The sequence below is a fragment of the Ideonella oryzae genome, assembly GCF_024055665.1.
Lineage (GTDB): Bacteria > Pseudomonadota > Gammaproteobacteria > Burkholderiales > Burkholderiaceae_C > Ideonella > Ideonella oryzae.
In genome coordinates, this window is the sequence record NZ_JAMXMC010000003.1 from 269,594 (window position 1) to 292,999 (window position 23,406).

A 23,406-nucleotide genomic window follows, 5' to 3' on the forward strand; every position below is an offset into this window, starting at 1 on the left:
TCCGCCAAGGGGCTTTGCCCCGGGCCTGCGACGCCGGTGTAGCTCAGTTGGTAGAGCAGCGCATTCGTAATGCGAAGGTCGAGGGTTCGACTCCTTTCACCGGCACCAATGAAATCAAGCACTTAGCCCAGCTCGCAAGGTTGGGCTTTGTTGCTTCTGGGCCACCTGTAGGCAATCTGTAGGCAATCTGTAGGCAGATTTGCTTCACGGCGCCCAGCACAACCGACGCAGCTGGCCCAGCCCGGCAGTGACCTTCTCCAAGCAGGCCTTGTGTCTGGCCTGCGTCAGACACGCCTCGACCAAGACCGCCTGCTCCATTGGTTGCCCCTGTAATGGCAGCAGAGACTCGGCTATTGCCGGCGCGTTGCGAGACGACAGGGGATCCTCACCTTGTCGGTTCAGTTTGACGCTAAGGAACCGGTTCAATAGACTGCCGATGTCTGCTGGAGTCAACTTGCCGGAAGGCTGCTCTGCCCCCTGGGCATCAGCACCGGAAACTTGGGGCTCCAGCAGATACTTCTTGTGTCCACGCTGTATAGGTAGATGTGGTTCGTGTTCGTTTCACAGCGAACGACCGTCACAATGCAGCCCACTCAGCCGGTGGCCGCAGGTGCTGAAGCGTAGTTAAGTCTCCCAATCCGGTAGACACCTACGAGCCCCAAACTGAGGTGTCGCGCCCGACTCGGCGCAGCCGCTCCTGCTTGCGCAGCATTCTCACGGCGCGCTCGAATGGGCATCAGACGCACGTCGGGCTGTTCGACAAGGTGATGACACCTGCCGTTCGTTCCAGCGCACCAGACTGAATCAACGCGTTGATTCGTTCATCTACTGCTGCTGCGATCTTCTGCGTGGCGCGGCCAAAGCCGAGCAGCCCGATGGCCGATGAGATGGCGCTCTCTGCGTCCAGAGAATAGCCGAGCCGAACACTTTCCAGCAATGCCGCGTCGATCTCCTCTGGGGCGACCAGCTCGATTTTCTTGTCGGCAGGGCTGAACGAAGAACGGTCACGGGGGGTAATCTGATCGCTTCCGGCACCGTAGACAAATTCGCCCCTGAACGTGACCGCGCCACGCCGGGCGCAGTGATCAACTGCCTCGCGGACCCGGGACGCGATGCGCGCGCCAGCCCGGCTGACGTTGAACGCATCCATCAAGCGTCTGGTCAACTCACTGAGGTGGATCGGTGCCTCGACAGCGACCACGCTGGTGACCATATGACCTAGGTCATGCACGGGTGCCAGGTGGAGTTCCACGCCGTTGACCGGCGGTAGGGTGACCTTCACGTAGGGTCGGGCAAAGTCTGCCTCGACCTCGCTGGCCGCCTCGCCTCGTTCAATTACATGGGGAGTAGGCATCGCGGGCTTGGCCGTCTCGGTGGCAGCGCGCTCCGCCCGTGCCTTGGCAGCCTCGATGGCTGCCACTACGCGGCTGATTTCCTGCTGGCGATTGCGGAACCAGTCGGTGCTCCAGATGCGATGGAAACTCCAGCCCAGCCCCTCCAGAACCCCCTGCCGCAGCCGATCCCGGTCACGGGCTGAGCGCGAGCTGTGATAGGCGGCGCCGTCGCACTCGATGGCCAAGAGATAGCGCCCAGGTTTGTTCGGATCTCTGACCGCCATGTCGATGAAGTAGCCGGCCGTGCCGACCTGGGGCTCCACCTCGTAGTTGAGGTCCCGCAAGGCCTGAATCACTTCGGTCTCGAAGGGCGAATCGGCCGCCTTGCCGGTCTCGTAGCTCACCTCAAGCAGTCCCGATTCCGCATACTTCAGGAAGTTCTTGAGGGCGCGCACCCCATGCTTGGCCGAGGCGTCCAGATCCATGTCCTCCGCCTTGAAGTTGCAGAACACGCGCATGATCATCTTCGCCCGGGTGATCAACACATTCAGGCGCCGATGGCCGCCCTCTTTGTTCAAGGGGCCAAACTCTCGGGCGATCTTGCCGGTTTCATTGCGCCCGTAGCCGATGCTGATGAAGATGGCATCGCGCTCATCCCCCTGAATGTTCTCCAGGTTCTTCACGAAGAAGGGCTCACTGGGATGCTGGCTGAAGAAGGGCTCGGCCTGGGGGGTTTGCCTGCGCAGCAGCTCCACCTCCACATCAATCAGGTCGCGCTGCGCCGCGCTGAAGGCAGCAACGCCCAGCGACAACTGCGGCCGCTCCAGGGCATGGGCGATCACGGCCTGCGCCACTGCCTTCGCTTCCCCCATATTCGTCCGGGTGCGGCCTCGGTCATACAGCGCAGCTGGCAAGTGCTCAAAGCTGATGCCGGTCACAGAGGGGTCAGTTCCGGAAGACGGGAAGATGACCAGCTTGTTGTCGTAGAACTCAGCGTTCGACACTGCGATCAGGGACTCGTGGCGGCTGCGGTAATGCCAGCGCAGATAGCGCTCCGCGCATCCGGCCGCCTTGAACATGCTCAGGATGCTCTCGATGTCGCCGGTGGTGTTGTCCTCATCATCGATCTCTACGTCTCGGCCGAAAAAGTCGGTGGGCGGCATCTGTCGCGTGTCGCCTACCACCACGACCTGCCGGCCGCGCAAGATCGCACCAAAAGCATCCACCGCCTTGACCTGAGAGGCCTCGTCGAAGATCACCACGTCGAACTCGATGACCCCAGGCGGCAGGAAATTGGCGATCGACATCGGGCTCATCATGAACACCGGCTTGATCTGCTGGATCGCTCGCCCCGCCTTGAGGATCAACTGCCGAATTGGCAGATGCCGCTTCTTCTTGTTGAGCTCCGTCCGAAGCACGCTCATCTCGCCGGGCTGGTTGAGATTCGGCTTGGCAGTCCAGACTTTGGCGGCCAGTTTCGTCTGCGCATGCCGAAGCGATGCGAGGTCCAATTCCCGGAACCGAGCGATCCGATGCTCATGCTGGATGCGGTCAAAGTGCTGCAGCGTCGGGTTCTCCGCATAGACGCTTTGCAGCAGGCCGGAGGTCCAGGTCAGCTCCAGGGCAGCGCCCAGTTGCTCCGGCTGCTCGCAGCAAGCCGCCACGGTCACGAACTGGGTCAGCTCCTCATTGCGCATCTGCTCGGCAAGGGCGTTGAAGCGCCCCATGTGACGCAGGCTGCCCAAGCCAGCACGCCATTGCTCCAATCGCCCGGCCAGTTGGTCCAGCGGCGTAGTCTGCAGATCTTGCGCACCGGACTGCTGCGCAATACCGAGCACATCCGACACCCGCGCCAGGTTCACTTTCGTGTCGGCCATCAAGGTCTCGATCGCCTGCGCCACATCGCCCAGGCCGCTGGCATCCGAATGCCCTGCCAGGAAGTCAACGATGCCGGCTGGAATCGTGCCTTTGCCCAGATCGTCATGCAGATTCACCACCCAGGTCATCAAGCGATCCAGGACGGCCCAATCCGACTGGCGCCCCTGCCACTGCGCGCCGAACAGGGCTTGCCCCAGGGTTTCCTGCTGCACAAACACCTTTTCGCGCTGCTGGTAGGCCATGACGCCATCGACCATCTTCAGCATCTCACTGGCCGCCTTCGGCAGCTCGCTGCGAGCCAGCGACTGCAGCCTACCCTTCGCTCGCTTGAAGTCGCTCGACAGAAAGCGCCACCATTTGCTCCCATGACTGAGTAGCACTTGGCGCACCTGCAGCAAATCCTGCTCCCAGGCCACATCGATCAGCACTGTGCCGAACTGCTGCCGCAGCGCCGACATGGCCTGGCCCGCATCGATCAGCGCCCGCAGGGCGTCACGGCGCAACTGCCAGTCCTGGGTCGAAAGCTGCACTCCTTGCAGCCTCGGCGCTTGTGCTGCCCGTCGAGCGGCACGGCACACCACGTCAATGTCCTGAACCGTCACTGGCTGGCTCAGCATCAGTCGCTGCGACAACTCGCCAGACCTGGCCTGCAACTGCGACACATGCTGCAAGGACTGCTGCAGCGCGTCCGCCGCAGTGTTCTCGTCCACCGGCGTGAAGAAGGTCTTCACCGAGCCCCAGAACGGGTTGCGATCAGGTCGCCCCATCTCCATCAGGTGGACCTGCAACTCACGCACGCGGTCCTTGCGCTTAAGGAACGTACCCTCATTCCAGCCAACCATCGAGCCAAAACTCAGCGGCACCAACGCGGGCCACTCCCGCTTGCAGCGCATATAGCGGCCCAAGACTTCCAGGAACGGCAGCCCGCTGTGGCCGACCATGCTGCTCACCACCTGGCAGTAGTGATTGAGATCCTGCTGCACCTCCTTCAGGTTCGCGATGTCCTGCTGGCCCTGGTCGGTCAGCGGCCGGCCCTGGTCGAGCGAACGCTGCAACTCATCCAGCACCGACTTCTTGGTGGCCCGCTGGCTGTGCAGCTCCAGCACAGCGTCGCCCAGATGACTCTCGTCCAGGCGTCGCTTCACCACCTCCAGCGCGGCCATCTTCTCGGCCACGAACAGCACTGTCTTGCCCTGGCTGATCAGCTCGGCAATGAGGTTGGTGATGGTCTGCGACTTGCCGGTGCCCGGAGGCCCTTGGATGACCAGGTTGGAACCGGCGCGAACCTCCAGGATGGCCTGGGTCTGGCTGCTGTCCGCGTCCTTGACGAAATGCACATCGCCCGGCTCGCACACGCTGTCCACATTGACGTCATCGCCGAACGCCGGCTTCGAATCACCAAAGCCGCCGCGCAGCAGGCGCCCCATTACCGCATGATTGGCCGGGGACTTCTCCTCGGGCCAGCTCTGCGGGTCCAGGTCCTTGAACATCAGGAACTTGCCGAAGGAGAAGAACCCCAACACCAGCTCATCGGCCTGCACGCGCCAGCGTTTTTGCAGCCGCACCGCTTCACCCACCGACCTGAAATAGCCTTGAAGCTCGACTGCCGACACCCCGGCATCCAGATCAAAGTCCGGCAGGCTGATGGAGAAGTCGGTCTTCAACTTGGCCGCCAAGGACAGATTCAACACCAGGTCGTCGCCGGTGTATTCCAGCTTGAACGCCTCCTGTGCGCTGGCCCGCACCAGCCGCACCGGCACCATCACCAGCGGCGCACGGCGCGCCTCCTCCGAGCTGTCGCTCTCAAACCAGTGCAGAAAACCCAGCGCCAGGTAGAGCACGTTGACGCCCTGCTCCTCGATGAAGCCCTGCGCCTCAGCCCGGATCTTGAGCAGCTGCAGGAACAGCCGCTCCTCATCCAGCCCTGTCTGCAGACGCACCTTGGCCGCCCTGCGGCCCATGGTGGCACTCTCGTCGGCCCCGTCGGGGGCCACACGCTGGGCATCGGCGTGGCTCCGCTCACCCAGCAACTCCAGCTCGCTGGAGGCAAGCTCTTCGTCGGAATCGGCGGATCGGCCAGCGCCCGCCGCCGCCGCGCGCTTGGGCTTGTCGGACGCCACGAAGGCCAGTGCCTTCTCGCCAACATACAAGGCATCGAATACTTCGCCGGCATCGCTATCAAGCAGCGCCAGACTCTTGGCCGTCTTTCTGAAGCTGATCAGGTTGTTGCGCAGCCCAATGTCCAGCAACTCCTTGCGACTGGCATGCAACTTGGTGGCGATGTCTGAGGTCATCTGGATGAAGAAGGGTGAGGTTGCCCCTGGAAATCGGAGTGCATAACCCGATGATCAGGCGGCAGATTGGTGCTGCGCCGCCAGCCAGCGTTACTCGAACTGCGTGGGGCTGAGATAGCCCAGCGCCGAATGTTGTCTCGAATGGTTGTAGAAACGGACTTGAAGGGCGCCAAAGCCACTGTCGCCGCGGGTCGCCTGTTTGATTCGACGCAGTGACCTGCTCAACCCAGCTTACGACGCCCGGTGGCAGTTGCCTGGCTTGGGGAGCAGGTCAGGAAGGCAGCCTGCACAACTATTTGGTAGCTCTCAGCGGGGGAGCTTACAGCCCCAGTGCCCTCTGCACGATGCCTGCAGCCTGCCGCGCCTGGTTCGCCATCCAAGAGCCTTGAGATGCACCATCCAAAGCCAGCCAATCCAGGGCAAGGTGTGGCTCATTGATCGCAGCCAGGGCACTCTTGAATTGAAACGAGGGCCGCTGCGTTGTCTCCCGTCCGGGGTAACAGAGGGTCATCCGGCTTGCACTGCAACCCGTACACCCAGAGATCCTCCAGTTCGGAGTCGTCCAGGTCGTTCAGCAGTTGGTAGAGGCGATCGTTGTAGGGCATGGTGTCCAGAAAGGCTCGATGGCGGCTTCCGCCAAGTCATGGCCGGTTCCATCACGGGATCATCTTGGTGCGCCACAGGCTCACCACGCGAACTGGATGCACATCCAGACGCCGGCTCATGCGCCACCCAGCTGGGCCGCCAGGGCCTGTTCGGCCTGTTCGGTAAGCACCACGGCCAGGCTCATGCGCGCCCGGGTCATGCCCACGAACAGCAGATGACGCTCCAGCTCGCCCAGCGTGTCGAAGTCCACCTCGGTCAGCACGACGGCCGGCGCGGCCTGGCCCTTGGTGCGGCGCAGGCTGTCCAGCTGCAGGCGGCCATCAGTCCAAAGGGGTTGGCCGGCTTCGTCGTAGCGACCGGTGAACTTGCGCAGCGGCAGCTCGGCCAGGGTGTCCAGCGCCAGCAGTTGGGAGCTCTCCCGCCCACGCCAGGTGATGACCGCGATCTCTTCGGGTGCGTGGCCGGCGCTCAGCAGTTCGCGCACGGCGGCTTCTGTGGTGCGGCGCAGGTTGCCGGCACTGGGCTGGTAGCGGTGGAAGCTGGGCGTCTGCCCGTGCCAGGGCCCACAGGCCCGGATGGGCCGGGGGCTGAGCCGAAAGGCATTGATGGCCTGCACCACCTGCCGGGGGCTGCGGTAGTTGTCCCAGGTGGTGATGCGCACAGCCTGGGGAATGTCCAGTTCTTCCCGGTCGAGGTAGAGCTGCTGGTTCGGGTCATCCAGCAGCAGCACCCGCGCCTGGGGCCGGGCGCGCTGCAGCAGCGCCACCACCCAGGGCAGCTGGAAGTCCTGCAATTCGTCCACCACCAGCAGGTCCAGATCGGGTTCGGCAGCGGCCAGGGTCTGGGCATAGGCCTCACCGAGCTGGGCGAAGTCCGGCACGCCAGCGGATCGGCCGGCAGCAGCCCAGGCCAGCTGGTGGAAGCTGCCCACCTGCGCGGCGGCCGGCGCCACGTCGCGCATCTGGTCGGCCAAGGGGCGGTTGAAGCAGACGTAGGCCGCTGCTTGACCGAGGGAAGCGGCCTCGCGCAGCAGGGCCAGGGCCAGCTGGGTCTTGCCGGAACCGGCAGTGCCCACCACACGAACGACGCCGCTGGGGCTGTGGATGCGGGGCACCCACTCGGCCAAGCCACCGGCCATGCGCTGCACGGTGCGGTGCAGCTGGCTGGCCACCAGCGACAGGTCTTCCACCGTGTTCAGCCGGTTGGCAAAAAAGGCTGTGACGCGCGCCTGCTGGGGCGATGGCACCCCTCGCCCCAGGCGGCGCAGGATCAGCCCCGGCAGATCCTGGCATTCCTCGGCATCGGCAATGCGTTCCCGCGGGTAGCGGATGGTGCCCTGCTCGCCAACCCGCTGATGGGGCAGCACCAGCAGGTGCAGCAGGCGAACGTCCAGCCCTTCCTGCTTCAGACGGTGAAGGATGGAACCGAACTGCCACTGGACTTGCTGGGCGATGTCCTTGGCCAGGCCCCGGTAGTGCTTGGTCAGCCCACCGTCCTGGGTGTCCACTGCCCCGGCCTTGACCTCCAGCACCGCCGCATCCCCGGCGGCATTGACCACCACGATGTCCAGCTCGCCATGTTGGTCGCCCTGGGGTTGGGCACGGGTCCAGTCCACGCTGTGGAAAAGCCGGAAGTCGTCGGACAGGCCGGTGGCCAGTTGGCGGAGCACTTCCAGTTCGACGTGCTGACCCGGTGTGGCGGGCCGGATGGACTCCAGCGGCGGCGTGACGATGGCCATGGACAGCTGCTCTGTGTCACGACCGACCGCCAAGGCATGCATCCAGCGCCCGGCGGCCAGCCTCCCGTGACTGTGTTCTGTTTGTTACTGTGCGGGTGATTCTGCACCGGGATGCAGGTGACTTTGACGCTGAGCCCGGGCCAGGCCCTGGTAGAAGGGCCCAGTGTGAGGAAGTCACAAAAACTCTGCGGTCAGTAGCCCGGCGACATGGTGAGCCGGCGGCAACTGCCCACCGGTTACCGGATGCGTGCCTTGGATGGTTACCAGATCGGTTAACAGCAAAGGGGCGGGTCCTGCAAAGGGTGCCCTTTGAGATGCCGCAGGACATCGCGTGTGCAGAATACGCGGCTTTGCACTGACGTCTTTCGGGGGTGATCTCCTGGACCAGGCGATGGACCGCCTCTCCTCGGTCGGCTCCCGTGGGCTCCAGTGCGAAACACGCGATCGGTCGGAAGCATGGACACACGCCTGGCCCTTGAAAGGGGGGCCTTTGCTGCGTACCGAATTTCGCTTCTGCGTACCTCGGCCAGCTTTAGACAAGAAAAACGCTTGGGCGAGCACGCAGCCGGACGAGGAGGTGGTGGCGCTCCGGGACGGGAAACCCGAAACCCTGCGGCCAGGATGCCCCGGGGGGGGCAGAGACTGGGCATGGCAAGGAAGGCTGCGCCACACGCCTGGCCGGTATTGTGCCCACCTTTCCTGCCTTCCTATCCACCCGACAGATGGCTACTCTAGATGGTGTCCGTCAGACGGAATAAGAAGAGCGCCATTCAGGCCGCCCACAGCTCTGTAGGCCGGACCTGCTGACACTCACCTTCATCCGCCCGGCGGACTTATGCAGCGGCCAGATGTCTGTCCCGCGGACCAAGCGCGCTGTTTGGGGAACGCTTGGCGCCGCCGCTGGCGACCAACTTGGGCCGATTTCGATAGCCTCCCCGAGGAAACGCCTGCTGCGCCCCGTGGTCATAGCCATCGAGGCGGTCGAGCGCCTGCCAAGTGACGGCGTACCAACTGGCGTTATTGGGAAATCCGCCTTTGGCAGTCTCGAAAATCAACTGGGCAGCCAACAGTTCGGCCTTGGCCCGGTTCAGCGTGTCAGCGCTCTTCCAGCCGCGTGTTTTCATGTATCGGAAGGAGAGGAGCAAACGGCCGTTGTTATCCGACGCGAACTGTCTCGCCACCTCCAGGAGCAGGGACCGTGCTGTGTGACTCAGTCCTCGATAAGCATCCGAGTCCACGACTGACCACGGAAGTGCGATGAAGCCACCGGCATCCCGGCCGCTTCCCGGACCACGGCGGCCGTACTGACGTCCATTTGCCATGTCAGTTCCCCTCCAGCACGCGACGAATTTCCTGGACCGGCCAGGCGAGGCGGCCGTTGATGCGAACCGGGCGGATCGGTCCACTCTCATAGCAGGCCCACAAGCGCAGGGTCTGCGGCGCCCGGTTGAGATGCCGCGCCGCTTCTGCTGTAGGCAGAGCCGACCGTTTTTCCTCCACCAGCGGAGTGAGTTGATTGGGGTCCTTCATCATGTAAAAGCTCCTGGCTTCATTCAACATGATGCGATTGCGATGACGGGGTGCGGGATCGCCCTGTTTGCCCCGTCGCTCGCCCTGCAGCAACCCCGGCGCCGGGGTTCGTGATCCCCTGAATCAGGCTGTCGATCCCCTCCCACCGCTGGCCGCTTGATTCGACGCCTGTTGACCCTGCAACGTTGATCGGAGCTTCATCCTTGTAGCGTTCAAAGCTATCCGGGAAATGCTTCCGAAACGCGGCCCAAAGGGCTGCGACAGGAGCACGCCTACCGATCTTCCGCCTCCTGTCCATCAACCACAGAAGAACCGCGTAGGGGTCGAACATCGGTTCGGTGTGATGTCGCCCTGGCTGACCACGCAGCACACAGGCTTTGTCGAGCGCTGGCTTGTCCTTGAGGTTGGCGAACCACGATCGGTTCATGCCCGACATGCCCCCGAAGACGCTGATCAGCTGAGACCGCGTCGCCGCGAGACTGAGGTCTGGTGCAGTCCAGGACTCGACGGGTGAGGCGCACGCCCCCCAGACGTCTGAAGAAACTGCAGATGGAGAGGTCGAGCGGTCCCCACGCTGCTGCAGTTCGGCAAGCGTCTTCACCAAGGATTGCGCCTCAACCCCATCTACGGGGCCAACAAAATCCCCATCGATCCCACCGGCCTCTCGCTCGGCCGCATTGGGGGCAGACAACGAGCGGGCAGCCTTCTGCCCCTCGGAGCGCATCCCAGCTTGCCACGCGCGCCACGTCTCTGCGATGAGGGTCGCCACCTCGTCCCGAAGGCGGCCTGGCGGTAGCGCCTCCACCGCCTGGGCAACTCCCTCACCGACATCCACCCCGTCCCCCTGCAGATGGCATGCGATGTAGTCCATGAGCATCCAGCCAGGCCCGCTGGCGCAGTACATCGCAAGGTCGAAGGCATCGAACTGAAATGGCAACAACGGCTCGATCACACCAGGAGCGCGGTGGATCATGCTGAGCGCGTGCAGCGGCATGTCTCCCTCCCAGCTTTGGCGAGGTCGGTACCAAATTCCTTTGCCGTCCAACCAGTAGCATGCCTGCGATGCCAAGCCGGCAATGCTCGAAGTGTCCGCGTGGCAGTTCACCTCTGCGATGCCCGCCATGTCCAGATAGCGTGTGCCCTCTGGCGGAAGGACAAGCTCACCGTCAACGACACGGCGATCAAATGCCCGGCACAGGGCCAGAAAGGTCAAGCGGTCATAAGGCTTGGGAAGCGCGCTCACTGCAGGTACCTGGCTGGGTTGAATGGATGGCCGCTTATGGCGATGGTGGGTCCATCGCCTTCCACGGATCGGTACGCCATTCAACGTCCGGTTGTTCGCACACTTCTTCAAAAATCCCCAGTTCGCTTGGGGCCTGCGATGCCAATCCCCAGGCAACGAGCCCCCGCTCCGGAAGGCCCCTTCAGTGATCAGAGGATGTCCCCATCGCGAGGGCCAGGATGTGATCCTCGATCCTCTGCAAATACGGCCGCAGAGCATCGACGCTGCGAGGCCGGTAGCCCTCCGCCGTTGCGCTGGGGCGGTGCCCCATCACCTGCGCGATGGCGCCGGCGGGTGCGCCTGCAGCTTCCCCCAGCAGCGAAAACGAGCGGCGCAGACCGTGTAGCGTCAGCCCATCGATGCCCGCAGTTGCCAGGGCCCTTTCGTGACTGGAGCGGGGGTCCGCGATCCGACCCGTCTTGCTGGCGCTGGCGAACACAAAGGGTGAGGCTTCGCCATCGGAACCCTTCGCTCTCGGCAAACCCTGCAACAGCTTGGACAAGTAGCTTGTCAGCGGGAACGTCCGGGTATCACCAACCTTGTCGGCGATGGTGATCTTCTGCCAGCGGAAGTCCACATCAGCCCACTTGAGCGCTGCCATCTCCTCGCGGCGGGCCCCGGTGAGCAGCAGCGCTCTGAGGTAGGCCGAAGCCACCTGGTTGGGCAGTTGCGCGACGGCTGCCCACCAGCCCGAGACCTGGGCTGCCTCCAAGGCGTCGGTGCGCCGCTTGGTCTCGGGCAGGTTGTCCATGATGGCCGCACCCTTGGCCACCTCGGTGCTCACGAGACGACGGTACTCCGGCTGGATCGAGCACCATCGCAAGAAGCCCCGGAACATCATCAACGCCCGAGTCGCTTGGTGCTTGCTGCGCCGACTCTCCGCCAGGAACCAGGCCGTCAGCCGGTCCTCATCGATCTGAGACAGACGCAGGGACAGCAAAGGCGTGATGTGCCCCGGCAAAGTCAGCCCGCTGCCCCGCTTCTTCGGCTCACCACCCGGGGCGGTCATGCGCTGCATGTCGGCCAGATAGCGGGGCTTCCAGGCATCCCGGCGCTTGGGTTTCCCTTCCTCCATGTAGCGGAGCCAAGCACTGCGGACGGTGAGCTCTTCAGCCGCCTCTCGGGCTGCTTCTGCTGCCCGCTGCTGCTGGCGCTTGCGCTCCTCTTCCCGAGGATCAATGCCGGCATCGACCAGACGCTTGAGTTCCTGCGCGCGCTTGCGTGCCTCCCCCAAAGGCCAGTCGGTCACCGTGCCGATGGCGATGCGCATCGACTCACCCGCCAACCTCGCCTCAAAAACGAAGGTACGGCGCCCGGTGGGGGTCACCCGGAGTGCGAGCGCAGGCGCATCCGTATCCCAGAGAAAGGCCTGGGACTTCCCCGGCGGGCAAGCGAAGGATTCGATCCGCCCTGCGGTCAGGCGCACACGCGCCACTGACTGCTTCATGATGTCGATCCAAAATCTGTAGGCAATCTGTAGGCAAATTGGCGCAATAAACCGATGCCAAGATCAACAGAAGAAGTGGATCAATCCGCGAGAAAGACAACCTAACCTGTTGATTTATATTGATGTTATCAACAGAGGCGAACACAGGCAATCAAACCCATTCGCGCATTCGTAATGCGAAGGTCGAGGGTTCGACTCCTTTCACCGGCACCAGTCTTTTCCAGGGCCCGCCATGTGCGGGCCCTGTGCTTTTCCGGTCCCCGACACCGTCGCCCTTCCTTGATCAAAGGGGCGGAATCGCCCGCCACAGGCTCGGCATACCATGCCACCTATGAAGCCCCCCGCCGACCACCGCCCTGCCCTGGCCACGCTGTTCGAGCAGATGTCCGATGCCGTGTACCTGCTGGACCCGGCAACGTCCAAGGTGCTGTGGGGCAACCGGGCAGCCTGGGAGAGCCTGGGGCTGACGGCGGACGAGGTGCTCAACCACAGCGTACTGAGCCTGCAGATGGACGTCACCGGTCTGCCGCAGTGGAGCGAGATCGCCGCGGTCATCCGGCGTGCGGCGCCCTACACCTTCGTGGGGCGGCACCGGCACGCGCAGGGGCACGAGGTGCCGGTGGAGGTCAGCACCACCTGCTTTGTCGAGGGGGGGCAGGAGTACTTTCTGTCGGTGGCGCGGGACATCTCGCGGCGTCTGGCCCTGGAGGCCGAGCTGAACCAGCGCGAGAAGCAGCTGTGGTTCGCCCTCAACGAGGCCACCGACGGCCTGTGGGACTGGAACATCCCGGCCGGCGAGGTGTTCTTCAGCCCGCAGCTCAAACGCATGCTGGGCTATGGCCCGGACGAGATGCCGCCCTCGCTGGAGACCTGGACGCGCAATGTGCACCCCGACGATGCACCGCAGGTGATGGCCCGGCTGCAGGATCATCTGGCCGGCCGCCGCCAGCGTTATGAGGCTGTGTACCGGCTGCGCTGCCGCAACGGCGACCACCTATGGGTGGAAGACCGGGGGCGCGTGTGCGAACGCGACGACCAAGGTGCGCCCACACGGGTGGTGGGCATGGTGCAGGACGTCACGGCCCGGCACGATGCCCAGGAGGAACTGCGCCGGCACCGCGAACACCTGGAAGAGCTGGTGCAGGAGCGCACGGCCGCACTGTCGGAGGCCAAGGCGGCGGCCGAGGCCGCCAGCCAGGCCAAGAGCCGCTTCCTGGCCAACATGAGCCATGAGCTGCGCACGCCGCTGGCCGGCGTGATCGGCCTGGCCGGTCTGGCCCTGCAGGCGGCCCAGCCGCCCGGCCTGCGCGACCAGCTGGGCAAGATCGAACAGGCCTCGCAGCACCTGCTCTCGCTGATCAACGACATCCTGGATCTGTCGAAGATCGAGGCCGAACGGATGGTGCTCGAGGCCGAGCCCTTCGTGCTGGGCAGCGTGATCGACAGCGTCTACCACCTGTCGGCCCACCGTGCCCACGCCAAGGGCCTGGCGCTGCAGGTCGACATCGACCCCACGCTCGCCCGCCAGCCGGTCGTCGGCGATGCCTTGCGCCTCAAGCAGGTGCTGCTCAACCTGGTCGACAACGCGATCAAGTTCACGCCGCAGGGGCAGGTGACCGTGACCCTGACGCAAGGCCACGCTGCAGAAGACGGGAGCCTGTGGCTGCTCGGCGAGGTGCGGGACAGCGGCATCGGGGTCAGCCCAGAGCTTCACCCCCGGTTGTTCCAGCCCTTCGAACAGGCCGATGGGTCGACCAGCCGGCGCCACGGCGGCACGGGCCTGGGCCTGACCATCTCGCGCCAGCTGGTGCGGATGATGGGCGGCGACATCGGCCTGGAGAGCGCACCGGCACAGGGCACCCGGGTCTGGTTCACCCTGCGCCTGCCGGTGGCCTCCGGAGCCTCTGCGGCCGCCCGTGTAGAGGCGACCGACACGGCCCCGGCGAGCCTGCAGGTCTTGCGGGCCCGCCACGCTGGGCGCCGGGTGCTGGTGGCCGAGGACGACCCGGTCAGCGCCGAGGTCTGCTGCGCGCTGCTCAGACAGGCCGGCCTGCAGCCCGAGCTGGCGACGGATGGCCAGGTGGCCTGGGACATGGCCGCCTGGCAGACCTACGACCTGCTGCTGATGGACATGCAGATGCCCCGCATGGGGGGGCTGGAGGCCACGCAACAGATCCGCGCGGCTGGCGCGTGCCGGGATGCGCCCATCGTGGCGCTGACGGCCAATGCCTTCGAGGACGACCAGCGACGCTGCCTGGCCGCGGGCATGGACGCCTACCTCACCAAACCCGTGGACCCCGCCCGCCTGTACAGCGTGCTGTGCGAGCAGTTGGACCGTGCCAGCAGCGGCGCCTGAGGGCGCATCCCCAGAGGCGATGAACGTCGGGGCATGCCCCGAGCCGGCGAGGCGCTGTGTCCGAATAGCATCTGCACATGCCCCTTCCCGACCCCACGTCCTCGCCGGCGGCACGGCACCGCGTCACCGTCCACGGCCCGGCGGACGCCGCCCGCACGCTGCTGCTGGTCCATGGTTTTGGCACCGACCAGACCGTGTGGAACGACCTGCTGCCGCGGCTCGACCCGGCGTTGCGCGTCATCACCTACGACCAGGCAGGCTGCGGCCAGTGTGATCCGTCGCTCTTCGTGCAGCACCGCTACCTCAACCTGCACGGCTTTGCGCACGATCTGGCCGCCCTGGCGCGGGACCTGGATCTGCGCGATGCGATCCTGGTCGGCCACTCCTTCGGGGCCATGGTGGGCGTGCTGGCCGCGCTGGAAGTGCCGGATTGCTTCAGCCGCCTGGCCCTCATCGGCGCGTCGCCGCGCTACCTGGACGACGGCGACTACCGCGGCGGCTTCCAGGAAGAGGACATCGAGCAGGTCTACCGGGTGGCCATGGCCAACTACAGCGGCTGGGCCGACACCTTTGCGCCGGTGGCCGTGGGTGACGCCAACGGGCCCGACCTGGCCGAGCACTTCGCCCGCTCCTTGAAAGCCATCCCGCCTGAGCGGGCCTTGACCATCCTGTGCGCGATCCTGCAGTCCGACCACCGCCAGGCGCTGCCCAAGCTGAACCACCCCGTGCTGCTGCTGCAGACCCAGCGCGACAGCTTCGTGCCCCTGGCCGTGGCCCAGTACATGGCCGACCACCTGCCCCAGGCCGAACTGCGGCTGCTGGACGCGCAAGGGCACCTGCCCCACCTGACCTCGCCGGCCCAGGTGGCCGATGCTCTGCACCCCTTCCTGCAATGACCCACGGCCGCCACGGAGGGGCGGCACGGCAGGGTCACCAGCAGGTGTCGATCACCTCGACCAGTCCCTCGCGGGCCATCTCCATCTGGCTCTTGATGTTCACCAGCACATCGGTAGAGGCCGGCGGAAACACGGCCAGGTCATGGTCCAGCGTGTCGATCCAGGCGCGCACCGCCCGGCGGGCGGACGAGGGGTCCAGCCCCATGTGAAAGAGTTCCTCCACCGGGTAGCCGTCCAGGGCCTGGTGCAGGTGTTCAGGGAGCAGGTGCAACTGCGCAATACCGTTCATCTCGAACCTCCCACGGCACAGTAGACAGCGCACGGGTGGGCCCGTCCCTGCTTCGGATCAAGACAAGGACGGTATTGGCGGCCGCAACCGTGGCCTCTGCCCGGCCTGGGTTACCCTGCAAGCACCATGTCCTCGCCCACCCCCGGTCTGCCCTGCCGCGCCGCCTTCAACCCACTTCTGCGGCCCTACTTCGTGGTCTATGGGGCCGGCCTGCTGGCCATCACCGTCGTCGGCATCCCGCTGGCCTTGATCTGGCTGTGCGGTGTGGGCGCCTGGTGGGCACGCCATTACTTCGACCGGCTGGAGTGCGAGCTGGGCGAGACCGCGCTGCGCTTTCGCAAGGGCATCCTGGTGCAGGTCGAGAAGACCATTCCGCTGGAGAACATCCAGGACGTGACCTTCATCGAAGGCCCGCTGCTGCGCCGTTTCAACCTGAGCGTGCTGCGCTTCGAGACGGCCGGCCAGAGCGCCAACCAAGGCAACGAGATGAAGCTGGTGGGGGTGATCGACGCCGCGCAGCTGCGCCAGCGCATCCTGGCCCAGCGGGACGCGCTGCGTCAGCGCCACGCCCAGGTCGGCACCGGCAGCGCCGCGCCGCAGGACGAACAGCTGGCCCTGATGCGGGCCATGCTGGCCCGGCTGGACGAGATCGCCGCCAGCCTGCGCCCGCCCCGGCAGGACTGAGTCGAGCGGCCCGAGCCGCTCAGCGCCGGGGGCGTCCGCTGGCCGGCTCGCGCGGCGCGGCCTCGCCCAGGGCCTGCTCCAGCCACATCAGTCCATCCACCTGGGCGACAAAGCGCTCGAAGTAGGCCGGCGAGAGCTGGCGCATCTGCTGCAGCGCCTTGTGCAGCAGGTGCTGGGAGTTCAGCGGCCCGGCGTTCTGCGGCAGAGCCGCACGCGACTGGGCCAGACGCTGCTCGGCATTCAGCCGCTTCCAGGCCTGGCGGAAGTGGCGCACGGATTTCAGCTCGGCAGGAGCCGCCGGGGCGGACACGGAAAGGGTCGCAGCCTGCGACCGGCCCGGGACGACCGGGGCCGCTGTGGCGGCAGCGTCCGCGGCGGACAGGGGACTCAACCGGGCCAGCAGGCCCGCCAGTGCACCGGCCTGGGCGGGTGCGGGCACCGGCGCCTCGGCCGCGCGCTGGGCGCAGGCGGCGCGCAGCGCGGCGGCGGCCTGTTGCAGCCGCTCGGCCAGCAGGGCCTGGGCCCGCGCGGGTTGGGCGGGCAGGCGCCGGGCCAGGGCCTGCAGGTAGGCAAAGCGCACGGGGTCGGCACGGTCCAGGCCCTCGGCCCGCAGCGCCGCCAGCTCGGCCTCGGGCGACCAGGGCTCAGCCATGGCTGGCGGCAGCCTCGGGCGCGGCGGGCGGCGCGGAGGCGGCGGGCGGCGCGGAGGCGGCGGCCGTGTTGCCGCGGGCCGGTCGCGCCATCGGCGCCATCTCCACCCGGCGGTTGCGGGCCCGGCCCTCGGCATCGGCGTTGGAGGCCACCGGCTGCTGCGCGCCAAAGGCGGCGGCAAAGACATTGGCTGCCGGCACGCCCTCCTCGATCAGCGCCCGCGTGACGGTGAGCGCCCGCTGGGCGGACAGCTCCCAGTTGTCGGCAAAGGGCCGCGGCTCCGCGGCGCCTTTGGCGGCCCCCTTGGCCGCAGGCTTGGCGCCGGCACGCACCGTGCGGTCGTCGGTGAAGCCGCTGACCATCAGCACCTCGTCGCGGGCCTTCAGGTAGGCGCCCAGCGGCGCGGCCAGGCTCTTGAGCAGCTGGCGCCCCTCGGGCTGCAGATCGGCCGAGTTGAAGGCGAACAGCACGCTGCCGGCGATGCCGATGCGGCCGTGGTCCAGCGTCACCCGCCCGGCGGCCAGCGGGCCGGCCAGGGCCTGCTCCAGGGCCTGGCGGCGCTGGGCTTCGAGCTGACGCTGCTGCACCTCACGGTCCAGCCGGCTGCTCAGCTCGTACTGGGCGCCCAGCACGCACAGCAGGATGAGCACCAGCGCGCCCACCAGGCCGGACATCAGGTCGGCGAACACCGGCCAGACCGGCGCGGTGGCCTCCAGATCGGCCTCGGCGACGTCGCCGTGCTGGGCCTCGCCCATCATGCGGCGGCCCCTTCCACCCGCTCGGCGGCCTGGGTGGAGCGCTCGGCGATGCGCTGCAGGTCATCCAGGATCTGCTTCTGCGACAGGATGCTGAGGTCGATGACCTCGCGCGCCTGGGCCACGTAATAGGCCAGCTGCTCGTCGCTGCGCGCCAGGGACTGGCCCAGGGCGGCCTCGATGCGCTCCAGCTGCCCGGCGAGCTGCCCGCTGGACTGGGTGAAGAGCTGCACCGACTGGCCAAAGGCCTCGCCCAGGCTGGCCACTTCCACCGCGCCAGTGCTCAGCTGGGCGGCCACCTCGCCCAGCGGATGGGCCTGGGCGGCCAGGGTCTCGCTGAAGCGGGTGATGGCGGTTTCCAGCGTCTGGGCCGACGAGGCCACCAGGGCGTCGATGGCGCCACGCTGTTCCTGCGCGGCCTGGGTCACGGCGCCCAGCAGGGTGTCCAGGGTTTGCAGCAGGCGGGCCCGCTCGTCGAGCTGGGCGTTGTCGCGCGCCATGCTGGCCGAGAGCTGCTGGCGCAGCTCGGCGATCACCTCGGCGGCGGCGCGCGGGGCCTGGGCCGCGGTGTCCACCAGGCGGGCCACCTCGCCCACCGTGCTGCGGGCATGGGCCTCGGCCTGGGCGCTGATCTCCTGGGCGGTGCGGGCCAGGGTCTCGCAGATCTGCTGCTGCTGGGCCAGGTTCTGCGCACCGGCCTCGGTCCAGTGCTGCCGCAACTGCACGGACACGCCGTCCAGCGCCTGGGTGATGGCGGCCAGGCGGGCGGCGTCGCGCTCGCCGGCGGCCGTCTCCAGCGCGGCCTGGGCCTGCTGGATGCCGGCCACCAGGGTGGCGGCGTGCGCCTCGAAACGGGTGGAGGCGCCTTCCAGTGCCTGGCCCACCTGCTGCTGCTGGGCCAGAGCCTGCTGGCCGGCTTCGGTCCAGGTGCTGTGCAGGCGCTCGCTCAGGGTTTGCAGGCTGCGCTGCACCTCGGCCAGCTGGGCGGCGTCGCGCTGGCGGGCCTCGTCGGCCAGCGTGGCCTGGGCCTGGGCCAGGCGCTCCACCAGCGCGGCGGCCTGCTGCTCGAAGCGCTGGGCCGCGGCCTGCTGGGCCTCGCGGGCCTGGTCCATCTGGGCCTGCCACTGGGCCAGTTGGCCGGCCTGGCCCTGCTGCTGCTGCGCGGCCAAGGTGCTGACCAGGGCCTCGGCCCGGGCCTCGAACTGCTGGCTGAAGCCTTGCAGGGTCTGACCCAGGGTCTCGGCCTGGGCCTGGTGGGCGCGGGCCTGCTCGGCCAGCGCGGCCTGCCAGCCCTCGGTCACCCGGGCCTGGCTGGCCTCGAAGCCCTGGCCCAGCTGGGCCAGCTGGGTCTGCACGGCACCCGCCAGCGTCTGCTGCAGGGCCTGGGCCTCGCGGGCGATGCCGCCCAGGGTGCTCTCCACCACCGGGGCCAGGGTGGCGCTGGTGGCGCGGGCGCTTTCGGCCAGCGCGCGGTCCAGGCTCTGCTGCAGGGATTGTTCGACGGAGCGTGCCAGGCCGGTGTAGGCGGCCTCGGCCCGGGCGTGGAATTCGGCCTGGCCGGCCTGCAGCTGGGTCTGCTGTTCCTGGCTGCGGCGGTCCAGCCCCTCCACCAGGGCCTGCAGGCGCTCCACCAGGGCCGGCATCAGCGCGGTCTGCTGCTGCATCAGCTGCAGCGAGGTCTCGCGCTGGGCCGCCGCCGAGAAGCCGTGCAGCGGGCCGACGATGGCGGCGTCCAGCCGCTGCACCGCCGTCAGACGCTCGCGTCGCAACAGGGCCGAAAGCAGGCCCAGCGCGGCCGAGCCGGCCACGCCAGCGATGGAGGTGCCGAAGGCCAGGCCCAGGCCCTTGACCGGGGTGACCAGGGCGTCGCGCACCGCGCTCAGGTCGGTGGACAGCTCCAGCAGGGCGCCGGTGCCGCGCAGGGTCAGCACCATGCCCAGGAAAGTGCCCAGCATCCCCAGCAGCACCAAGAGGCCCGCCAGCGAGGGTGCCAGTGCCGGGCCCGGCAGGGCCGCGGGCACGCCTTCCACCCGGCGGCGCACCGCGCTGCGCAGGCTGGCGGGCAGGCCGTCCAGCCAGGGGGCCAGGGTGGCCGGCGTGCTGTCCAGGGCCGCCACGGCCTGGTCCAGCGCGGCGGTGTCGCGGGCGAAGCGGCGCAGCTCCAGCGCGCCGGTGGCGTAGAGCGCGGCGATCAGCGCCGTCACCGCCAGGGCCAGGACATTGGTGCCCAGGTAGCCGGCGCCCACCCAGGCGATGCCCGCCAGGCCGGCGAGGAAGACAAGCAGTTGCAGCGTGCGGTTCATCGGTTCCTTGTCGATCAGATCAGTGCGTGGCGGCCTGGCGCAAGGCGTCCAGCAGGCCCTCCACGGGATGCAGGCGGAAGTCCAGCTCGGCTTCCAGCAGTTGTTGCAGCTCGCGCTGGAAGCGCGGGTTCAGGTGCTCGGCGTCCTCGGCCTGCAGGCGCTCGTAGCGCAGGGCCAGCAGGCCGGGCAGCTGGGCCAGCAGGGCCCGCTCGCGGCCGCCCACCACGTCCTCCATCACCACGTCCAGCGTGGCCAGGTGGGCCAGCGCGGGCGTGGCCGCGGCCACCGCGTCACGCACCCGCTGGCGCAGCGCGCCGATGGCGTTGTCCATGGCCTTGTGCACGGCCAGGCAACGCTGGCGGTGGGGGGCGAAGCCCTCGTCGCCCAGCTGTTCGGCTGCCAGCCGGGCCTGGACGCGGGGCGACACCGCCACCCGCGCGGCCGGGCGGCTACGGGCACCGGCCGGCTCGCCGCGGATGTGGCCCAGCAGCTGCTGACGCACCCGGGTCAGCTCCCGCGTTTCCACCGCCAGGCGCTCGGCCGCCGTCAGCAGGCCGGCGGGCACCGGCTCGGCCGGGCCGCCCAGGGCGCCGGACAGGGCGATGGCGTCCGTCCAGCTGAACCACTCGGACAGGCGCTGGCCGAAGGCAGCGGCCGCCCCCGCCCCGCCGGCGGGCGCTGCCAGGCCCCAGGCGGCCAGCAGGCGCAGGAAGTCCGAGCCGGCCAGGGCACTGGTCGCGGTGGCGACGGAGGAGGACGCGGGGCGCGCAGAACGCGCCGTCGGGGTGTTCACGGAAAGCAGACGGAAAAAACCGACGATTTTACGGGGCCGCGCTGGCGGGAGCCGGTGGTGCCCCTGGGGAACTGGGGAAGGCCATCCGTCCGGCCGCCGGCTACCATCCGCGCCTTCACAGCTGTCCCTGGATGCACCATGGTCCCCGACACCACCGCCCAGCCCCCGCACGCCAGCACCTCGGCCCCGCCCTGGATCTTCATGGTGCTGATCGTGCCCTTCGGGCTGGTGGGCGGCTTCCTGGGCGTGGCCCTGGCCTATGAGCTCAAGCAGGCCGGCATCTCGGCCGCCGCCATCGCCGGCCTGATCGCGCTGAGCTATGTGCCCAACACCTGGAAGTTCCTGTGGGCCCCGCTGGTGGACCTGAGCTGGACGCGGCGGCACTGGTACCTGGCCTCCACCCTGGTGACCGGTCTGGGCATGGTGGCCATGGCCTGGTTCTCGCGCGATGCGCTGCACTGGGGCGCGCTGACGGTGGTGATGCTGATCACCAATGTCACCAGCACCGTCTCCGGCATGTCGGTGGACAGCCTGATGGCCCACAGCACCGCCGACGAGGAAAAGGGCCGGGCGGCCGGCTGGTTCCAGGCCGGCAACCTGGGCGGCGGGGCGCTGGGCGGTGGCCTGGCCCTGTGGCTGGTGCAGGACTGGCAGGTCTCGGTGCTGGCCTCGGGCTGGGTGATGGCCGCGCTGTGCGTGCTGAGCTGCGTGCCGCTGCTGTTTCTGCCGGAGCCGGCCAAGACGCCGCATGAATCCCGCGCGGCCCACGCCAGCGTGCTGGCCCGCCTCAAGGGCGTGCTCTGGGGGCTGTGGGGCGATCTGTGGTCGGTCATCGCCTCGCGCTCGGGCCTGCTGGCCTTGATCGTCTGTTTCCTGCCCATCGGCAGCGGCGCGGTGTCCAACCTGTGGTCGGTGATGGCGGGCGACTGGCATGCCAGCGCCAACACGGTGGCCCTGGTCAACGGCGGTCTGGGCGGGCTGGCCTCGGCCGCGGGCTGCCTGCTGGGCGGCTGGGTCTGCGACCGGCTGGAGCGCAAGACGGCCTACTGCCTGTTCGGCCTGCTGCAGGTGGTGCTGGCCGTGGTGATGGCCCTGGCGCCCAAGAGCGAGATGAGCTTCATCGTGCTGGCCAGCGCCTACAACGTGGCGGTGGGCATGGCCTATGCCGGCTTCTCGGCCCTGGTGCTGGAGGTCATCGGCCGCGGCGCGGCAGCCACCAAGTACAACATCATGGCCTCGCTGTCGAACGTGCCCATCGGCTACGTGACATGGATCGACGGCCAGGCCTACGACCGCTGGGGCATGGCCACCATGCTGAATGTGGAAGCGGGCATCGGGGTCTTGGGCCTGCTGGTCTTCGGCCTGGCGCTGCTTGTCGTACGCTCGCGCAGCCAAGCCAAGGCCCTGGGTGCGACCGCGGCCTGAGGGCCGGCACGCCCCAACCGCCAGGACCGCCCATGAGTTCCCCCTTTCCCACCCGCCGCGCACTGCTGCGCGCCCTGCCCGCCGTCTGCCTGCCCACGGCCGGCCTGATGCCGCCGTCCGCCCGGGCGCAGTCCCTGCCTCTGCTGCAGGAGGACAACCCGGCGGCCCGGCAACTGGGCTATGTGGCCGACGCCCAGCGGGTGGACCGCACACGCTTTGCCCAGTACGCCGCCGGCCAGACCTGCCGCAACTGCGACCTGTACGGCGGCGAGGCTGCCGACAGCCAGGGCGGCTGCCAGCTGTTCTACGGGGTCGAGGTGAAGGCCGCGGGCTGGTGCTCGGCCTGGAAGCCCAAGGCGCCCTGACCCTCTCCCATCCATCCCCTTTTCGGAATCTTCGATGCTGTTGATCGTCCTGGCCGCCGGCCTGTGGGCCGGCCTTCAAAACGCCCTCGCGGGCGGCGGCTCCTTCGTCACCCTGCCGGCCCTGATGCTGACCGGCATGTCGCCGCTGGCGGCCAACATCACCTCTACCGTGGCCCTGTTCCCGGGCCAGGTCAGCTCCGGCCTGGCCGGGCGCAAGATGGTCAGCGGCTGCGGCCCCCTGCCCTTCAAGGCCCTGTTCATCCTGAGCCTGGCCGGCGGCGCGCTGGGCGGCCTGCTGCTGCTGAACACACCGTCCTCGATCTTTGCCCGGCTGGTGCCCTGGCTGGTGCTGTTCGCCACCACGGTGTTCGCCTGGGGCAGCTTCTTCCGCAAGCCCGGGGCCGACGGAGCCCATCTGGGCCCGGTGGGCGCGGGCGTGGCGCAATTCCTGATCGCGATCTACGGTGGCTACTTCGGCGGCGGCATCGGCTTTCTGATGCTGGCGGCGCTGACCATGGCCGGCATGGCCACCCGCAACGCCGGTGCCACCAAGAACGCCCTGGCGGGCGTGATGAACGCCTCGGCGGTGGCGCTGTTCGTGCTGTCGCCCCAGGTGCACTGGCTGCAGGCCCTGGTGCTGGGGGCAGGCGCGCTGGTGGGCGGCCTGGCGGGGGCCTGGGCCCTGCACCGGGTCAACGAGCGGGTGCTGCGCATGGCCATTGTGGCCCTGGGCATCGCCCTGACGATCGGGCTGTTCCTGAAGGCCTGAAGGGAAGGCCT

Annotated in this window: 18 protein-coding genes and 1 tRNA gene; 7 read left to right on the top strand and 12 right to left on the bottom strand. The window is 67.7% G+C overall.

The features are described from left to right. The first annotated feature begins 32 nt into the window (after positions 1–32). A tRNA-Thr gene (locus M0L44_RS06290) sits at positions 33–108 on the top strand. Between the two features lie 628 nt (positions 109–736). On the opposite strand, the gene M0L44_RS06295 is transcribed toward M0L44_RS06290, so the two are convergent. The 7 genes from M0L44_RS06295 to M0L44_RS06325 all read right to left on the bottom strand — a co-directional run bounded on the left by M0L44_RS06295 (position 737) and on the right by M0L44_RS06325 (position 12,109). Further along, positions 737–5,506 (bottom strand): DUF3320 domain-containing protein, encoded by a 4,770-nt coding sequence (locus M0L44_RS06295; RefSeq protein WP_252768797.1) that lies wholly within the window; start codon positions 5,504–5,506, stop codon positions 737–739. A gap of 431 nt (positions 5,507–5,937) precedes the next feature. Beyond that, on the bottom strand, positions 5,938–6,111 hold the full coding sequence (locus tag M0L44_RS06300; RefSeq protein WP_252768798.1) for a hypothetical protein: 174 nt from the start codon (positions 6,109–6,111) through the stop codon (positions 5,938–5,940). A gap of 116 nt (positions 6,112–6,227) precedes the next feature. Next, a complete protein-coding gene (locus M0L44_RS06305) occupies positions 6,228–7,850 on the bottom strand; it encodes an AAA family ATPase (RefSeq protein ID WP_252768799.1) in 1,623 nt (540 codons plus the stop codon). An 833-nt stretch (positions 7,851–8,683) separates the two neighbouring features. Next, positions 8,684–9,172 carry a hypothetical protein gene (locus tag M0L44_RS06310; RefSeq protein ID WP_252768800.1) on the bottom strand — a complete coding sequence of 163 codons (489 nt, stop codon included), beginning with the start codon at positions 9,170–9,172 and terminating at the stop codon, positions 8,684–8,686. Between the two features lies 1 nt (position 9,173). After that, positions 9,174–9,383 carry a helix-turn-helix domain-containing protein gene (locus tag M0L44_RS06315; RefSeq protein WP_252768801.1) on the bottom strand — a complete coding sequence of 70 codons (210 nt, stop codon included), beginning with the start codon at positions 9,381–9,383 and terminating at the stop codon, positions 9,174–9,176. Positions 9,384–9,399: 16 nt separating this feature from the next. Further along, positions 9,400–10,623 (bottom strand): hypothetical protein, encoded by a 1,224-nt coding sequence (locus tag M0L44_RS06320; protein ID WP_252768802.1) that lies wholly within the window; start codon positions 10,621–10,623, stop codon positions 9,400–9,402. 181 nt (positions 10,624–10,804) lie between these two features. Further along, a complete protein-coding gene (locus tag M0L44_RS06325) occupies positions 10,805–12,109 on the bottom strand; it encodes a tyrosine-type recombinase/integrase (RefSeq protein WP_252768803.1) in 1,305 nt (434 codons plus the stop codon). Between the two features lie 331 nt (positions 12,110–12,440). On the opposite strand from M0L44_RS06325, the gene M0L44_RS06330 reads away from it, so the two are divergent. Next, positions 12,441–14,465 (top strand): ATP-binding protein, encoded by a 2,025-nt coding sequence (locus tag M0L44_RS06330; RefSeq protein WP_252768804.1) that lies wholly within the window; start codon positions 12,441–12,443, stop codon positions 14,463–14,465. A 77-nt stretch (positions 14,466–14,542) separates the two neighbouring features. Then, positions 14,543–15,361 carry an alpha/beta fold hydrolase gene (locus tag M0L44_RS06335; protein WP_252768805.1) on the top strand — a complete coding sequence of 273 codons (819 nt, stop codon included), beginning with the start codon at positions 14,543–14,545 and terminating at the stop codon, positions 15,359–15,361. Between the two features lie 34 nt (positions 15,362–15,395). Here the strand turns inward: M0L44_RS06335 and M0L44_RS06340 are convergent, their stop codons facing one another. Further along, positions 15,396–15,650 (bottom strand): hypothetical protein, encoded by a 255-nt coding sequence (locus M0L44_RS06340; RefSeq protein WP_252768806.1) that lies wholly within the window; start codon positions 15,648–15,650, stop codon positions 15,396–15,398. Between the two features lie 126 nt (positions 15,651–15,776). Here M0L44_RS06340 and M0L44_RS06345 point away from each other — a divergent pair, with 126 nt between their 5' ends. Further along, positions 15,777–16,334 (top strand): PH domain-containing protein, encoded by a 558-nt coding sequence (locus tag M0L44_RS06345; protein ID WP_252768807.1) that lies wholly within the window; start codon positions 15,777–15,779, stop codon positions 16,332–16,334. 19 nt (positions 16,335–16,353) lie between these two features. On the opposite strand, the gene M0L44_RS06350 is transcribed toward M0L44_RS06345, so the two are convergent. The 4 genes from M0L44_RS06350 to M0L44_RS06365 are packed head-to-tail and all read right to left on the bottom strand — an operon-like array spanning position 16,354 to position 20,836. After that, positions 16,354–16,986, bottom strand: coding sequence for a DUF2894 domain-containing protein (locus M0L44_RS06350; RefSeq protein ID WP_252768808.1), 633 nt, complete (start codon positions 16,984–16,986; stop codon positions 16,354–16,356). Then, positions 16,979–17,743, bottom strand: a complete 765-nt coding sequence (locus M0L44_RS06355; RefSeq protein WP_252768809.1) for an OmpA family protein — start codon at positions 17,741–17,743, stop codon at positions 16,979–16,981. The genes M0L44_RS06350 and M0L44_RS06355 overlap by 8 nt, the downstream gene beginning before the upstream one ends. Next, positions 17,740–20,043, bottom strand: a complete 2,304-nt coding sequence (locus M0L44_RS06360) for a DUF802 domain-containing protein (RefSeq protein WP_252768810.1) — start codon at positions 20,041–20,043, stop codon at positions 17,740–17,742. The genes M0L44_RS06355 and M0L44_RS06360 overlap by 4 nt, the downstream gene beginning before the upstream one ends. A 19-nt stretch (positions 20,044–20,062) precedes the next feature. Then, complete coding sequence (locus M0L44_RS06365) at positions 20,063–20,836, bottom strand: DUF3348 family protein (RefSeq protein WP_252768811.1); 774 nt, start codon at positions 20,834–20,836, stop codon at positions 20,063–20,065. A gap of 138 nt (positions 20,837–20,974) precedes the next feature. On the opposite strand from M0L44_RS06365, the gene M0L44_RS06370 reads away from it, so the two are divergent. From M0L44_RS06370 to M0L44_RS06380, 3 genes are read left to right on the top strand one after another with little or no spacing between them, the layout of a single operon-like run. Then, entirely contained in the window at positions 20,975–22,261 is a 1,287-nt protein-coding gene (locus M0L44_RS06370) for an MFS transporter (RefSeq protein ID WP_252768812.1), read from the top strand. A gap of 32 nt (positions 22,262–22,293) precedes the next feature. Beyond that, complete coding sequence (locus M0L44_RS06375) at positions 22,294–22,626, top strand: high-potential iron-sulfur protein (RefSeq protein ID WP_252768813.1); 333 nt, start codon at positions 22,294–22,296, stop codon at positions 22,624–22,626. Between the two features lie 34 nt (positions 22,627–22,660). Continuing rightward, positions 22,661–23,395, top strand: a complete 735-nt coding sequence (locus M0L44_RS06380; protein WP_252768814.1) for a sulfite exporter TauE/SafE family protein — start codon at positions 22,661–22,663, stop codon at positions 23,393–23,395. Positions 23,396–23,406 lie beyond the last annotated feature (11 nt).

What these genes read in the sequence shown, in the direction of transcription:
- M0L44_RS06295 (WP_252768797.1), bottom strand. Translation starts at nt 5,506, where the DNA reads ATGACCTCAGACATCGCCACCAAGTTGCATGCCAGTCGCAAGGAGTTG.
- M0L44_RS06300 (WP_252768798.1), bottom strand. Translation starts at nt 6,111, where the DNA reads ATGCCCTACAACGATCGCCTCTACCAACTGCTGAACGACCTGGACGAC.
- M0L44_RS06305 (WP_252768799.1), bottom strand. Translation starts at nt 7,850, where the DNA reads ATGGCCATCGTCACGCCGCCGCTGGAGTCCATCCGGCCCGCCACACCG.
- M0L44_RS06310 (WP_252768800.1), bottom strand. Translation starts at nt 9,172, where the DNA reads ATGGCAAATGGACGTCAGTACGGCCGCCGTGGTCCGGGAAGCGGCCGG.
- M0L44_RS06315 (WP_252768801.1), bottom strand. Translation starts at nt 9,383, where the DNA reads ATGATGAAGGACCCCAATCAACTCACTCCGCTGGTGGAGGAAAAACGG.
- M0L44_RS06325 (WP_252768803.1), bottom strand. Translation starts at nt 12,109, where the DNA reads ATGAAGCAGTCAGTGGCGCGTGTGCGCCTGACCGCAGGGCGGATCGAA.
- M0L44_RS06330 (WP_252768804.1), top strand. Translation starts at nt 12,441, where the DNA reads ATGAAGCCCCCCGCCGACCACCGCCCTGCCCTGGCCACGCTGTTCGAG.
- M0L44_RS06335 (WP_252768805.1), top strand. Translation starts at nt 14,543, where the DNA reads ATGCCCCTTCCCGACCCCACGTCCTCGCCGGCGGCACGGCACCGCGTC.
- M0L44_RS06340 (WP_252768806.1), bottom strand. Translation starts at nt 15,650, where the DNA reads ATGAACGGTATTGCGCAGTTGCACCTGCTCCCTGAACACCTGCACCAG.
- M0L44_RS06345 (WP_252768807.1), top strand. Translation starts at nt 15,777, where the DNA reads ATGTCCTCGCCCACCCCCGGTCTGCCCTGCCGCGCCGCCTTCAACCCA.
- M0L44_RS06350 (WP_252768808.1), bottom strand. Translation starts at nt 16,986, where the DNA reads ATGGCTGAGCCCTGGTCGCCCGAGGCCGAGCTGGCGGCGCTGCGGGCC.
- M0L44_RS06355 (WP_252768809.1), bottom strand. Translation starts at nt 17,743, where the DNA reads ATGATGGGCGAGGCCCAGCACGGCGACGTCGCCGAGGCCGATCTGGAG.
- M0L44_RS06360 (WP_252768810.1), bottom strand. Translation starts at nt 20,043, where the DNA reads ATGAACCGCACGCTGCAACTGCTTGTCTTCCTCGCCGGCCTGGCGGGC.
- M0L44_RS06370 (WP_252768812.1), top strand. Translation starts at nt 20,975, where the DNA reads ATGGTCCCCGACACCACCGCCCAGCCCCCGCACGCCAGCACCTCGGCC.
- M0L44_RS06375 (WP_252768813.1), top strand. Translation starts at nt 22,294, where the DNA reads ATGAGTTCCCCCTTTCCCACCCGCCGCGCACTGCTGCGCGCCCTGCCC.
- M0L44_RS06380 (WP_252768814.1), top strand. Translation starts at nt 22,661, where the DNA reads ATGCTGTTGATCGTCCTGGCCGCCGGCCTGTGGGCCGGCCTTCAAAAC.